The organism is Arthrobacter sp. KNU-44 (genome assembly GCF_051843155.1).
Classification (GTDB): Bacteria; Actinomycetota; Actinomycetes; order Actinomycetales; family Micrococcaceae; genus Arthrobacter.
Genome location: NZ_JBPXNG010000002.1, coordinates 4,438,578 through 4,451,294 on the forward strand (window position 1 = coordinate 4,438,578; position 12,717 = coordinate 4,451,294).

Here is a 12,717-nt window from a genome sequence, read left to right on the forward strand (position 1 = left end):
CGCGCGCACTGTAGGGGCGCGCGCAGGACAGGCACGAGGGGAAATCCGTGCCTAGCGTTCTTCCCCTCGGGGATCCGGCACCTGCGGACGGACTCTTGCCGCCGCAGGTGCTCGACGGCGTCGATTCACGCAAATTTGGACTGTACGTCCACATACCTTTCTGTGCCGTCCGTTGCGGATACTGCGATTTCAACACTTACACAGCCACCGAACTTGGCGGCGGCGCCTCCCAGGACGCCTACGCGTCTACTGCCATTTCGGAAGTGGAGTTCGCCGTCCGGGCCATGGAAGCCTCCGGGCTGCCGCAACGGCACCTGAGCACGGTGTTCTTCGGCGGCGGGACGCCGACCCTGCTGCCTGCCGAAGATCTCGCACGCATCCTGACGGCCGCCGTCGGGCACTGGGGCCTGGAAGCGGGAGCCGAAGTCACCACTGAGGCGAACCCGGACTCTGTGACGCCCGAGTCCCTCCAGCTGCTCGCAGACGCCGGCTTTACCCGGATTTCCTTCGGCATGCAGTCGGCGGTCCCTCACGTCCTCAAGGTCCTGGACCGTACACACACTCCCAGCCGGGTCCCCTTGGTGGTCCAATGGGCGCGCGACGCCGGCCTTGCGGTGAGCCTCGATCTCATCTATGGGACTCCCGGCGAGTCCATGGCTGATTGGCGGACCTCCCTCGAGACAGCGTTGTCCTACGGTCCGGACCACATCAGTGCCTATGCGCTGATCGTGGAAGAAGGCACCAAGCTGGCGGCGCAGATCCGGCGCGGAGAAGTTCCCGGCATCGACGACGACGACCACGCCGCCAAGTACGAACTCGCCGATCAGCTGATCAGCGCCGCCGGTCTGGACTGGTACGAGGTCAGCAATTGGTCCCGCACTCCCGAACAGGCGTGCAAACACAACCTAGCCTATTGGCGGGGAGACGATTGGTGGGGCATCGGACCCGGTGCGCATTCCCACATGGGCGGCGTCCGCTGGTGGAACGTCAAACACCCCACAGCCTATGCCAACAGGCTCGGCAGCGGGGTGTCTCCGGCCGCTGGACGTGAAACGCTCGACGCCGGAACCCGGGAAGTGGAACGCATCATGCTGGAGGCTCGGCTCGGCACAGGGCTTCAAGTTGACGCGCTCGACAAGGTGGGCCGCCACGCCGTCGCAGGCCTCATTGCCGACGGACTGGTTGAGCCTGGTGCGGCCTTCCAAGGACGGCTGGTCCTGACTCTCAAGGGCCGGCTACTCGCGGACGCCGTGGTCCGCCGGATCCTTCCGGACTAGCGGCAGGCGCTAGCGGTTGGCGCGGGAGTTGCGTACGGACCCGCGAAGACCGGCTACTTGATCCAGCGCAGGTTGAAGCGGTAGCGGTGCGGTTGTCCGTGGTTGACGCGGATTCCGGCTGACACCGAGAAGCAGGTCACGGCCACCCAGATCGCCGTGGCAAGGACAGCGAACAGGTTTCCCACCACCGGGAGCAAGACAAGGACGTTGGCGAGCACTGCGGCAATCGTCGGAGGCAAAGTGAAGTTGAGCGCTTCCTTGGATTCCTGTGCCGTGAAGGGGCCACGTTCGCGGAAGATCAGGTAGATCAGAAGCGAAGGAACGCAGCCAAGGATCCCGCCGAAATGTGCCAGTGTTGCCCACTGCCGGTCTTCCGAGGCGGTCAAGGGCAGCGCGTTGGCAGGAACGCCGTGGTACTGGGACTGGCCCGAGGTGCCATCCCGATCGTCAGGAGCGTTGTCTGCCAAAGTATCTTCCTTCGAGTATCAATCGGTGCAGTGTTGCTGTCCCAGAATACTTGCTCGGCACGCGATCAGCCGACCAACTCCTCTGCCCGGGGCGCGCAATCGTCACGGAACAGTCAGGAAATCGATCACTTCTTCCACGCGGCCCAGCAACGAGGGCTCCAAATCGGCGTAGCTGTGGACGGCGCCAAGAAGCTTTTGCCAACCCAGCCCGACATCTTCGGCCGTCTCATGCGGCCAGCCGAAGGACCTCAGGATGCCGGTCTTCCAATCCGTGCCGCGCGCGATGGTTGGCCATTGCTCGATCCCCAACACCTTGGGCCGGATTGCCTGCCAGACGTCCACGTAGGGATGTCCCACGATCAGGACGTTTCCCGCGGCGCCCGGCAGCGTCATGGCTTCGGCAGCAATCCGCGACTCCTTCGAATCCGGTACCAAGTGGTCCACGAGGATTCCGAGCCGGCGGCCCGGGCCGGGGGAGAACCCGGCGATGGCGGCCTTGAGATCGTCCACGCCGTGCAAGGGCTCGACGACGATGCCCTCCACCCGGAGATCATCTCCCCACACCTTTTCCACGAGTTCGGCGTCGTGCTTGCCTTCCACCCAGATCCGGCTCGCCTTGGCGACTTGGGCCCGCTGCCCGGCGACGCGGACGGATCCCGATGCCGTCCTGCCTGCTTGCGCCGCGGCCTTGGCGGACGCGGCGCGTGGAGCCGGCGGCACGAGCTTCACTGCTTGTCCCTCCAGGAGGAATCCGAATCCGAGCCGGAACGATTTGGCCTTTCCCCGCCGATCCTCAAGCACCACAATGTGCATGCCCCCGGACTTCTCCACCCTGGTCACGGCCCCGACCCAACCGGACTGCACGTCCTCGAGAACCATCCCGCGTTCAACGGGCACCTCAGGCAGTTGCCGTTTGGCAGACGAGGTGAGGTCTTGCGGGCCCCAATTGTCGTAAGACACGGTCTTCACACCACTTTGCGCTAGGGGGATCGTTGACGGTCCGTGGCATTACCCACGGCCGCGCGGGAATCATGTTCGCCGCGAGCGGTACCAATGCTAACAACGAGGTGGCTCATACTAGACTTGTTAGCACTTGGGCATGTTGAGTGCTAATTGTTGAAATGTTGATTGGAGGTGGGCAGTGAGCGAACCACGCAAGCTTGAAGTGTTACGCGCCATCGTGGAGGACTACGTTCACTCCCGCGAGCCCGTCGGCTCCAAAGCCTTGGTCGAACGGCACCATTTGGGAGTGTCGAGCGCCACCATCCGCAATGACATGGCACTTCTTGAAGAAGAAGGCCTCATTGCCGCGCCGCACACGAGTGCCGGCCGCATTCCAACGGACAAAGGCTACCGCCTGTTCGTCGACCGCATCTCCGAGGTCAAGCCGCTTTCGGCTGCCGAGCGCCGGGCTATCCATTCCTTGCTTGAGGGACCCGACGACGTTGAGGACATCCTTGAGCGCACTGTCCGGCTCCTCTCCCAACTGACCAACCAGGTCGCCGTCGTCCAGTACCCGCACCTGAGCCGCGCGCGTGTCCGGCACATTGAGTTTGTCCTTTTGGCACCGCGTCAGGTCTTGGTGGTATTGATCGCCGATTCTGGCAAGGTGGAACAGGGCGTTGTGCACGCAGCGACGGACGCCACCGACGAAGAGCTCATGGCCTTGCGCGCGCGGTTCCTTGGAAGCATTGCCGGCTCCCAGCTCGACCTCATGCCGCAAGTCCTGCCTTCGGTGGTTGCCTTGTGCCCGCCGACGCTTCGCAACCTTGCAGGCGCCCTTGCCCATGGCCTGGAAAGGCTTGCCGAGCGGAGCCGCGACGAGCGCATGGTCATGGCAGGCACGGCCAACCTGGCCCGCTCCAACGTGGACTTCCCGCTGAGCATCGGTCCGGTCCTCGAAGCGCTTGAGGAGCAGGTGGTCATGTTGCGGCTGTTGTCGGATATGGCGGAAGACCCCCGCGGCGTCACGGTGAGCATCGGCCGCGAAAACCCCTATGACGGCCTCTCGGAGGCTTCGGTGGTTGCCACGGGCTACGGTCCGGGCAGCAGCGCCAAGATCGGCATTCTTGGACCCACCCGCATGGACTACCCCAACACCATGGCGGCCGTCCGTGCCGTCGCACGCTACCTTTCCCGCATTCTGGGCGGCTGACAGCCTCGGCTGGAGGGCGCCTCGCAAGAAACGCAGTGGAACCGTAAACAAGGAAGAGATACCGACTTTGAGCAGTCACTATGACGTTCTGGGCGTCTCGCCGGAAGCAACCGGCGAGGAGATCAAAAAGGCCTACCGCAAACTCGCACGTAAGCTGCACCCCGATGTGAACCCCGGGGCCGGCGCAGCCGAGGAATTCAAGGCGGTGACCCACGCTTACGAGGTCCTCTCCGACCCCCAGAAGCGCCGTGTCTACGACGCAACTGGCAACGAGAACGGGACCGACAACGGTTTCGGCGGAGGATACGCGGGCCAGGGATTCGCCTTCCAGGACATCTTCGATACCTTCTTCGGCGGAGGAGGCGGCGGCATGCAAGGCCCCGCATCACGTATGCGCCGCGGGCAGGACGCCCTGATCAGCGTTCGCATCGACTTGCGTGAGGCCGTGTTTGGTGTCAACAAGAAGCTTGAGGTGGACACCGCTGTCATCTGTCCCACGTGCGAAGGCTCATGTTGCCGTCCGGGCACCCACCCGGAGCGCTGCGACATCTGTGGCGGCTCGGGCCAGGTCCAGCGGGCTGTACGCTCGATCCTCGGCCAGGTCATGACAGCCGCACCGTGTGGATCGTGCGAAGGTTTCGGCTCGATCATCAAGGATCCTTGCAATGAGTGCAACGGCCAGGGCCGCATCCGCAGCCGCCGTTCACTGACCGTTAAGGTGCCCGGCGGCGTCGCTACCGGGACCCGCATCCAGCTGTCGTCGCAAGGCGAAGCAGGTCCTGCGGGCGGTCCTCCCGGTGACCTCTACGTGGAGATCCGGGTCAACAGTGACTCCACCTACATCCGCGAAGGCGACGACCTTCACGCCACGCTGAGCGTTCCCATGACTGCCGCGGCACTGGGTACTGAGCTGCAGCTTGAGACTTTCGACGGTCCCCAGGAGATTGACGTCAAGTCCGGCACGCAGTCCGGCGAAGTCATCACCCTGCGTGGACTCGGCGTCACCCATCTCCGCGGCTACGGCAGGGGAGACCTCAAGGTGCACCTGCACGTTGAGACGCCCGGCAAGCTCGACGCCGCACAGGAAGACCTGCTTCGCCAACTGGCAAAATTGCGCGGAGAGCAGTTCACCGAAGGCAAGCTTGTGGCCAGCGGCGGTATGTTCGCGAAGCTGCGGGACAAGCTCGGTAACCTATAGCGGTGAGCAACCCCGTATTCTTCGCAGCAGCCGGAACGCTTGACGGGCTCGGCCCTGGAGACACTTTTGTGCTCGACGGCGCCGAAGCCAGGCATGCTGTCACCGTCAAGCGCCTGGAAGTCGGCGAAGCCGTCGATATTGCCGACGGTGCCGGAAAACGGCTCACGGGCACCGTGACCGAATCCGGGCACGGAACCCTGACAGTCCTTGCCACCGCCGTCCAGGAGGAGCACCAACCAACCGTGCGGCTCGTATTGGTCCAGGCCCTCGCGAAGGGCGACAGGGACGAACTTGCCGTCGAGACGGCAACGGAACTCGGGATCGACGCCGTCGTGCCCTGGCAGGCCGAGCGTTCCATCGTCCGTTGGAAGGGTGACAGGGCGGCCAAGTCCCACGCGAAGTGGCAGTCCGTCGCCACGGCAGCCGCCAAGCAGGCGCGGCGCGCGTGGATTCCCGAGGTGCGTGCCGCCGTCGACGGCTCCGGCCTGGCTGCGGCGGTTGCCGCGGCCGACTTGGCGATCATCCTGCATGAGGACGCGAAACGTCCGCTGCGGGATGTCCTGCAGAAGTGGCAGGCCGAGGTTTCCGACGCGGAAACCGGGGCGGGTCGCGAAGTCCTGCTCATCGTCGGCCCGGAGGGTGGCATTTCACCGCGCGAAGTGACGAAGCTCAGCGACGTCGGCGCGGTCACCGCGCTCCTGGGCCACCACGTGCTTCGCTCGTCGACGGCGGGACCCGCAGCCGTCGTGCTCGCCAGTGACATTCTGGGGCGCTGGTAGCCCGCAGCGCTCGTCCTGGATCAGCGCTCGCTCAGCGAACGCTGAAAGTACGGGTATCCGTCGCGACGTCGGCGTCGTTGGGTCCTACCAAGGAAACCCGCAATTCATAGCGGCCCGCTCCGAGCCCCACGGTGAGGCTGAAGGCTCCACCTTGTCCGGGAACGGCAGATGCAGTGGTCTGCCCGGCGAGGTAGGAGGACTTGTCGCCGTTTGAGTTCTCGCGAAGGATTTGCCAATGCAGTTTCTTCGAGGGGTCTGTGCTCCGGCCGTTGAACTTGACCGGACCGGCAGGCAAGGTCAGATCCTCTTGCGGGTCGATGATCCACACCGGTGCCACCATGGATGCGTCGCGGACCATCGGATCGCCTAGTTTGACCTGACCGAATGCCATGTAGTCCGTGTGCCCGTCCACCAGGATGGTCACCTTGATCTGCTGTCCTGAATCGATCAGTCCTGAACTCGCGGCCGCTGCGGTGGCGGTATAGACGAGTTCCTGGACCGCACGCTGTGCCATCCCGGCGTCGAGATTGGAATTGAACGCGTCGCGGGAAACATCGACAGTGACGACGTTCTTACCGGAAATCGAGGTCGCCAGGCTGCCTGGGTTCTGCCACGGCGTGAAGAAATCGTGATCCAACGGCTTCTGGGACATCATGATCCGCAGGGCCGTGGTGATGGGGTTCTCGTTGCCAGGGTTGTCACGGAATTCGCGGTACAGGAAGGTGTCCGTGTCGCTACGCCCGATCCAATACACGGGGATCTTGTTTGAGGCCTGGGTTGTTTCGAGCGGAGCATTGCTGTCCGGCACCGTCTGCAGCGCAACTGTCGGGGTGGGGATCGGAGTGGTGGATCCCTGTCCCGTGCGATCGGCAATGCAGCCCGACAGGAACAAGGCAGCCGTCAAAGCGGTCACAAGCATCGCGGAGCGTTTCCGGATGCGTGTGCCGTGAGGAGTGACGGCTGGCCTGGTGATGGTGGATTCCTGCTCGTGTTCGGCCGCGGTGGTGCGGGGGAGTCATGCGCCCGGTGGCCGGGCACAGGGGCATTTTGCCCATGAATCAGCTTGTCACAGTCTCCCGGGCCCCGGCTGGCGTTTCGATACCCCGGCGGCCAACTGCAATCCGATTGATACGAGGTCGATGCCGAGTTGATACCAAAGCGGCATGGATCGGCCGTCCGCAGCCCCGCCGGGCAGGGTCTGGAACCACCCCGGAGACTGGCTGGCGTAGGATTGAAAGCAATCCGAGGCCCGCGATCGTGCGCCCATCCAGCAGACGGACATCGGAGAAAATCGATGGACATCACCAAGCCGGAGGAGCAGAGGCCGCAAGGCCAGCACTATGACAGAATCATTGAACGGGCGGCCCAAGGCCGGCAGCGTTGACACAGGTCCGGCCGAGTTCCCACACTCTGTCCCGGGCGCCCGGACGGAAGTTGTCATCTTTGACAACTCGGATCAGATGGTTCAGACCCTTGGCAGCCATGACGAGGCGTTGCGCTACATCGAAGCCCAGTTCCCCGGCGTCGACTTTCATGTGCGCGGCAACGAGCTCTCCTTCAGCGGACCGTCGAGCGATGTTCCCCGGATCATGCGGCTTCTAGAGGAAGTCCGCGGCCTGGTCGGCAAGGGGACGGTCATCACCCCGGACGTGCTCCAGCAACTCGTGTCCTTGTTGCGCAGCCAGTCCCTCCAAAACCCCGTCGAAGTCCTGACCCACAACATCCTTTCGAGCCGCGGGCGCACCATCCGCCCCAAAACGCTCAACCAGAAGAACTATGTCGACGCCATCGACGACAACACGGTGATCTTCGGGATCGGTCCTGCGGGCACCGGCAAGACGTACCTGGCGATGGCCAAGGCCGTCCAGGCACTGCAGCTCAAGGAAGTCAGCCGCATCATCCTCACGAGGCCCGCTGTCGAGGCAGGAGAGCGCCTCGGCTTCCTTCCGGGAACGTTGAGCGACAAGATCGACCCGTACCTGCGTCCTTTGTACGACGCCTTGCACGACATGATGGACCCGGAATCGATCCCGCGCCTTATGGCTGCCGGGACTATTGAGGTAGCACCGCTTGCGTACATGCGCGGCCGCACGCTCAACGACGCGTTCATCATCCTTGATGAAGCCCAGAACACCACGGCGGAACAGATGAAGATGTTCCTGACCCGCTTGGGCTTCGGCTCCAAGATGGTTGTCACGGGTGACATCACCCAGGTGGATCTGCCCTTCGGCGCCACCTCGGGTCTGCGCATCGTCCAGGAAATCCTCAACGGAATCGACGGCGTGAACTTTACGATGCTGGACGCTTCCGACGTCGTCAGGCACCGGCTTGTCGCCGACATCGTGTCCGCCTACAGCAAATGGGATGAAAAGCACCGGGTGCGTGCCCAGCACACGCCGATCCACGACAAACGGGGAGAACACAGATGAGCATCGAGGTCAACAACGAGTCCGGCGTCCAAGTGGACGAGGCACAATTGGTGACGCTTTCACGCTTCATCTTCGAGCGGCTCTACATTCACCCCCAAGCCGAACTTTCCATCCTCCTGGTGGATGAGCCTGCCATGGAAAAGCTCCACATCGAGCTCATGGACGAACCTGGCGCTACCGATGTCTTGTCTGTTCCGATGGATGAGTTGACGCCGGGAACGCCTGGTAAGCCTGCTCCGCAGGGCATGCTGGGCGACATCGCCATCTGCCCGCAGGTGGCCGAGGTGCAAGCCCGCAACGCCGGTCATTCGACACAGGATGAAATGCTCCTGCTCTGCACGCACGGGATCCTTCACCTGCTCGGTTTCGACCACGCCGAACCGGAGGAAAAGGCCGAGATGTTCGGCTTGCAGCGTGAGCTGCTGTCCGCGTTCCTTGGCAAGGACGCCCCCATGGAGACCATGCTGTGACCTCGCTCATCCTGGTCGGGATGGCGTTGGTGTTCCTCAGTTTCGTCGCCCTGCTGACCGCGGCTGAGGCTGCCTTCACCTTCCTGCCGCGGCACGACGCCGAGCAAGCCATCGTCAAGAGCCGGGGGAATGCGCTTCGCAGCATCCTCGCGCAGCCAATTGCGCACATCCGGGCGCTGCGTTTCTGGCGGGTCTGGTTCGAGATGGCGGCAGCGGTGGCCGTCGCCGTCGTCATGCATAGCCTCCTCGAGAACGTCTGGCTTGCCGGTTTGGCAGCGACGGGCATCATGGCCGTCATTGGTTTCGTTCTGGTGGGCGTTTCGCCCCGTCAACTCGGACGCGCCCACTCTGGCGGCGTGGTTCGCTACTCTGCCCCGCTCATCAGGTTCCTGTGCTGGATCCTGGGTCCCATTCCCGGCTGGCTCGTGAGGATCGGCAGCGTGGTGGCACCCGGTGCGCCCAGCGGCGATGAAGCTTTCTTCAGCGAGGAAGAATTCCGTGAACTCGTCGACAGGGCCACGGAATCGGACATGATCGAGGACAGCGAGGCCGAACTCATCCAGTCGGTCTTCGACTTCGGCGACACGCTAGTGCGCTCGGTGATGGTCCCTCGAACGGACATTGTGAGCATCGAGTCCGGATCCAGCCTGGAGCAGGCCATGGCCCTGTTCCTGCGCTCCGGATACTCAAGGATCCCCGTTATCGGCGAGAATGCGGACCAGATCCGCGGCATTCTCTATTTGAAGGACGTCGCTGCCGCCTTGCACCGCCCGGAACAGCCATCAGTGCGCCAGGACGTTGATGCCATAGCCCGCGAGGCCCGTTTCGTTCCCGAATCAAAGCCTGTCAGCGACCTCCTCAGCGAGCTCCAGCAAGAGTCCACGCATGTGGCCGTAGTGATTGACGAATACGGCGGCACGGCCGGGCTGGTGACCCTCGAGGACCTCATCGAGGAAATCGTGGGGGAGATCGTGGATGAGTACGACTCCAACGATGCGGAAGTCGCTGACTTGGGTGATGGCACGTACCGCGTCAGTTCACGGATGAGCATCGACGACCTCGGCGAGCTTTTCCACATCAACCTCGACGACGACGAAGTGGACACAGTGGGCGGCCTCCTGGCAAAAACCCTGGGCAAGGTGCCGATCGTAGGCAGCGCAGTGAGGGTGGATGGGATCTCCTTGAAAGCCGATAGGCTGGAAGGCCGGCGAAACCGGGTCAGCCATATCATTGCGGCAGCCATTCCAAAAGAAGACACTGACCTTGAAGACCTTCTCGACGAGGCCGACACAACGCAACAGGGAGTTCCACGTGAGCAAGCACAATAAGAAGTTCGACGCCGATCAGGACTTCGGCGGCTTCCACGCGGGTTTCTCGGTTCTTGTGGGCCGTCCCAATGCGGGCAAGTCCACCCTCACCAATGCTTTGGTTGGCCAGAAGGTGGCCATCACCTCGGCAAAGCCGCAGACCACGAGGCACACGATCCGCGGCATTGTCCATCGGGAGAACGCACAACTTATCCTCGTGGACACTCCCGGCCTGCACCGCCCGCGCACCCTCCTTGGCAAGCGGCTCAACGATCTCGTCGCGGACACCCTCTCCGAAGTGGACGCCATTGGTTTCTGCCTGCCCGCCAATGAGAAGATCGGACCGGGCGACAAATACATTGCGGCCCAGCTCGCCGCCGTCGCACGCAAGCCGATCATCGCACTTGTCACCAAGACCGACCTGGTGGACCGCCAGGCCTTGACCGAACAACTCCTGGCTGTAGCCGCATTGGGCCGCGAAGTCCTCGGCGAACAAGGCTGGGCCGATATCGTTCCGGTTTCCGCGACCGACGGCTTCCAGGTCAGTACGGTCGCCGACGTCCTCATCGGCCACATGCCTCCTTCTCCGCCCCTCTACCCGGACGGCGAACTCACCGACGAACCGGAGGCCGTCATGGTCGCCGAACTTATCCGGGAAGCAGCCTTGGAAGGCGTCCGGGACGAGCTTCCCCACTCGTTGGCTGTGGTGGTGGAGGAAATCCTGCCCCGCGAAGGCCGCTCCGAAGACAACCCGCTCCTCGACGTGCGGGTCAATTTGTACGTTGAACGTCCGTCCCAGAAGGCCATCATCATCGGCAAGGCCGGAAGCCGGCTGCGCGAGGTCGGAACGAATGCCCGCAAGGGCATTGAGGCCCTTTTGGGAACCAAGATCTACCTCGACTTGCACGTCAAAGTGGCCAAGGACTGGCAGCGCGACCCGAAGCAACTCGTGAAGTTGGGATTCTAGCCGCTGGGGAATTTCCCAGTTTGGGCCCGTAAAATGGTCCGAATCCCATTTTCCGAGGAAAGGTCGAGCGAGTCGTGCGACGTCGCGATGCACGCGTTCAGGAGCCCGGCACCATAGGTGCCCCCGGCGCTGCACGCCACGGGGAAGCTCCCGGCACCCCCCGCCACATGAATGCTCCGAAGGGCCTCCCGCTCTGGCTTAAGGTCACCGCCGTGACGGTGTCGGTGCTGTTGGTCGCAGGTATTGCTTTCGCCGCCTACTGGGTCATCCGCTTGCAGTCGAACATCAGCAAAGCACCTTTGTCGGCAGGCGCTCCCAGGACCGAGGCCGCTGCGAACGACGCCACGGACCGCCAGCAGATCCTCATCCTCGGGTCCGACACGAGGGACGGAAAGAACGCGCAATACGGTTCAACGCAGGACTCCACCGGCTATGGCCAGTCGGATGTCATGATGCTGCTGGACATTTCGGCGGACAACAAGAGGGTGAGCCTCACCAGCTTTCCCCGCGACCTCTTGGTGGATGTTCCGAAGTGCACCGATCCCAAAACCAATACCGTCTATGAAGCCCATTCCAACGTCATGATCAACTCGGCGATGGCAGAAGCCGGGATCGGTTGCGCCGTGGACACAGTGAACAAGCTCACGGGACTGCAAATCGATCACTTCATGATGGCCGACTTCAACGCCGTCAAGGAGCTGTCCAACGCCGTCGGCGGGGTCAACGTGTGCGTGAGCGACGCCGTCTACGACCCTGATTCCGGACTCCGGCTCCCCAAGGGAACATCGAGTGTCCAAGGGGAGCAGGCCCTGGCCTTCCTCCGGACCCGCCACGGTTTTGGCGACGGAAGTGACCTCGGCCGGATCCAGGCGCAGCAGGGTTTCCTCTCTTCGCTGACCCGGAAGATCAAGTCCGACGGAACGCTAAGCAATCCGCAGAGCCTGCTGTCCATCGCGGATGCCGTGACAAAGAACCTGACCGTGGATGAAGGCCTGGCATCGGTCCAGTCGCTCCTGACCATCGGGAGCCGCCTCAAAGACGTTGACTTGTCCAAGGTCGCGTTCGTCTCGGTTCCCACCCAGCCCGCCGCCGTCGATCCCAACAGGCTCGAATTGGTTGAACCGCAGGCCACGCAGCTGTTCGCCGCCATGCGCGCGAACCTGGACCTGACCACGCCGGGGGCCACGGCCACTCCGTCGGCCAGTCCCTCGCCCGCGGCGTCCGGCGCCCCGTCAAGCAGCGCGGCACCGGCGCCAAGCACTCCTGCCGTTCCGGCCTATGACAAGGCCCTTCAGCCAGTGACCGTGGCAGACGGAACGGGCGTCGCGTCCCGCGGACAGGAGATCGCCGCTGCCCTGGTTGGCGGCGGATTCACGAAAGCCGCTCATTTCCTTGCAGCCGCCGTCCCCAAGACGGTTGTCTATTACGGGACCGGCTATGCCGACGTCGCGCCGGATGTCGCGAACCTCCTGGGGATCCCGGCCTCGCAAGTCGAACTATCCAAGGGTGTCGTCGGAGTCCAGGTCTATGTCGGCAGTGACTTCAATTCCGGGACCAAGTACGGAGTTGCCTCCGTACCGTCCGACGTCGTCAAGCAGACCGCAGGCGACGTGAAATGCCAGGCGGTCAACCCGGCACTCATCGCGAGGTAGCAACGCGGGAAACTCC

The 12,717-nt window shown here is 63.3% G+C and carries 12 protein-coding genes; 9 read left to right on the top strand and 3 right to left on the bottom strand.

Annotated features, from left to right (window positions below; all coding sequences use genetic code 11):
• Nucleotides 1-47: 47 nt before the first annotated feature.
• A complete protein-coding gene (hemW, locus tag ACSVHC_RS21795) occupies nucleotides 48-1,277 on the top strand; it encodes a radical SAM family heme chaperone HemW (RefSeq protein ID WP_437770050.1) in 1,230 nt (409 codons plus the stop codon).
• Nucleotides 1,278-1,330: 53 nt separating this feature from the next.
• Here the strand turns inward: hemW and ACSVHC_RS21800 are convergent, their stop codons facing one another.
• Together ACSVHC_RS21800 and ACSVHC_RS21805 are read right to left on the bottom strand one after the other, a co-directional pair.
• Nucleotides 1,331-1,744, bottom strand: a complete 414-nt coding sequence (locus tag ACSVHC_RS21800; RefSeq protein WP_345447489.1) for a DUF4870 domain-containing protein — start codon at nucleotides 1,742-1,744, stop codon at nucleotides 1,331-1,333.
• Between the two features lie 102 nt (nucleotides 1,745-1,846).
• Nucleotides 1,847-2,704, bottom strand: coding sequence for a DUF3097 domain-containing protein (locus tag ACSVHC_RS21805; RefSeq protein WP_437770049.1), 858 nt, complete (start codon nucleotides 2,702-2,704; stop codon nucleotides 1,847-1,849).
• Nucleotides 2,705-2,885: 181 nt separating this feature from the next.
• Between ACSVHC_RS21805 and hrcA the strand changes: the two genes are divergently transcribed.
• From hrcA to ACSVHC_RS21820, 3 genes are all read left to right on the top strand, one after another.
• Nucleotides 2,886-3,899, top strand: coding sequence for a heat-inducible transcriptional repressor HrcA (hrcA, locus tag ACSVHC_RS21810; protein WP_236810846.1), 1,014 nt, complete (start codon nucleotides 2,886-2,888; stop codon nucleotides 3,897-3,899).
• A gap of 67 nt (nucleotides 3,900-3,966) precedes the next feature.
• Entirely contained in the window at nucleotides 3,967-5,097 is a 1,131-nt protein-coding gene (dnaJ, locus tag ACSVHC_RS21815; RefSeq protein WP_059390014.1) for a molecular chaperone DnaJ, read from the top strand.
• Nucleotides 5,098-5,099: 2 nt separating this feature from the next.
• Nucleotides 5,100-5,876: a 16S rRNA (uracil(1498)-N(3))-methyltransferase gene (locus tag ACSVHC_RS21820; protein ID WP_437770048.1), complete on the top strand. Its 777-nt coding sequence runs from the start codon at nucleotides 5,100-5,102 to the stop codon at nucleotides 5,874-5,876.
• Between the two features lie 31 nt (nucleotides 5,877-5,907).
• On the opposite strand, the gene ACSVHC_RS21825 is transcribed toward ACSVHC_RS21820, so the two are convergent.
• The gene (locus tag ACSVHC_RS21825; protein ID WP_437770047.1) at nucleotides 5,908-6,795 is read right to left on the bottom strand and encodes a GerMN domain-containing protein; all 888 of its coding nucleotides are present in this window, start codon (nucleotides 6,793-6,795) and stop codon (nucleotides 5,908-5,910) included.
• A gap of 421 nt (nucleotides 6,796-7,216) precedes the next feature.
• Here ACSVHC_RS21825 and ACSVHC_RS21830 point away from each other — a divergent pair, with 421 nt between their 5' ends.
• From ACSVHC_RS21830 to ACSVHC_RS21850, 5 genes are all read left to right on the top strand, one after another.
• Complete coding sequence (locus ACSVHC_RS21830) at nucleotides 7,217-8,305, top strand: PhoH family protein (RefSeq protein ID WP_234749230.1); 1,089 nt, start codon at nucleotides 7,217-7,219, stop codon at nucleotides 8,303-8,305.
• A complete protein-coding gene (ybeY, locus tag ACSVHC_RS21835; protein WP_236810860.1) occupies nucleotides 8,302-8,775 on the top strand; it encodes an rRNA maturation RNase YbeY in 474 nt (157 codons plus the stop codon). Before ACSVHC_RS21830 ends, ybeY begins: the two co-directional genes overlap by 4 nt.
• Nucleotides 8,772-10,103: a hemolysin family protein gene (locus ACSVHC_RS21840; RefSeq protein WP_437770046.1), complete on the top strand. Its 1,332-nt coding sequence runs from the start codon at nucleotides 8,772-8,774 to the stop codon at nucleotides 10,101-10,103. The genes ybeY and ACSVHC_RS21840 overlap by 4 nt, the downstream gene beginning before the upstream one ends.
• Entirely contained in the window at nucleotides 10,087-11,049 is a 963-nt protein-coding gene (gene era / locus ACSVHC_RS21845) for a GTPase Era (protein ID WP_439181301.1), read from the top strand. Before ACSVHC_RS21840 ends, era begins: the two co-directional genes overlap by 17 nt.
• Nucleotides 11,050-11,216: 167 nt before the next feature.
• On the top strand, nucleotides 11,217-12,701 hold the full coding sequence (locus ACSVHC_RS21850; RefSeq protein WP_439181303.1) for an LCP family protein: 1,485 nt from the start codon (nucleotides 11,217-11,219) through the stop codon (nucleotides 12,699-12,701).
• Nucleotides 12,702-12,717: the final 16 nt, after the last annotated feature.

Coding starts and splice junctions, on each gene's coding strand:
- ybeY (WP_236810860.1), top strand. CDS start 8,302: ATGAGCATCGAGGTCAACAACGAGTCCGGCGTCCAAGTGGACGAGGCA.
- ACSVHC_RS21830 (WP_234749230.1), top strand. CDS start 7,217: ATGACAGAATCATTGAACGGGCGGCCCAAGGCCGGCAGCGTTGACACA.
- ACSVHC_RS21825 (WP_437770047.1), bottom strand. CDS start 6,795: ATGCTTGTGACCGCTTTGACGGCTGCCTTGTTCCTGTCGGGCTGCATT.
- ACSVHC_RS21850 (WP_439181303.1), top strand. CDS start 11,217: ATGAATGCTCCGAAGGGCCTCCCGCTCTGGCTTAAGGTCACCGCCGTG.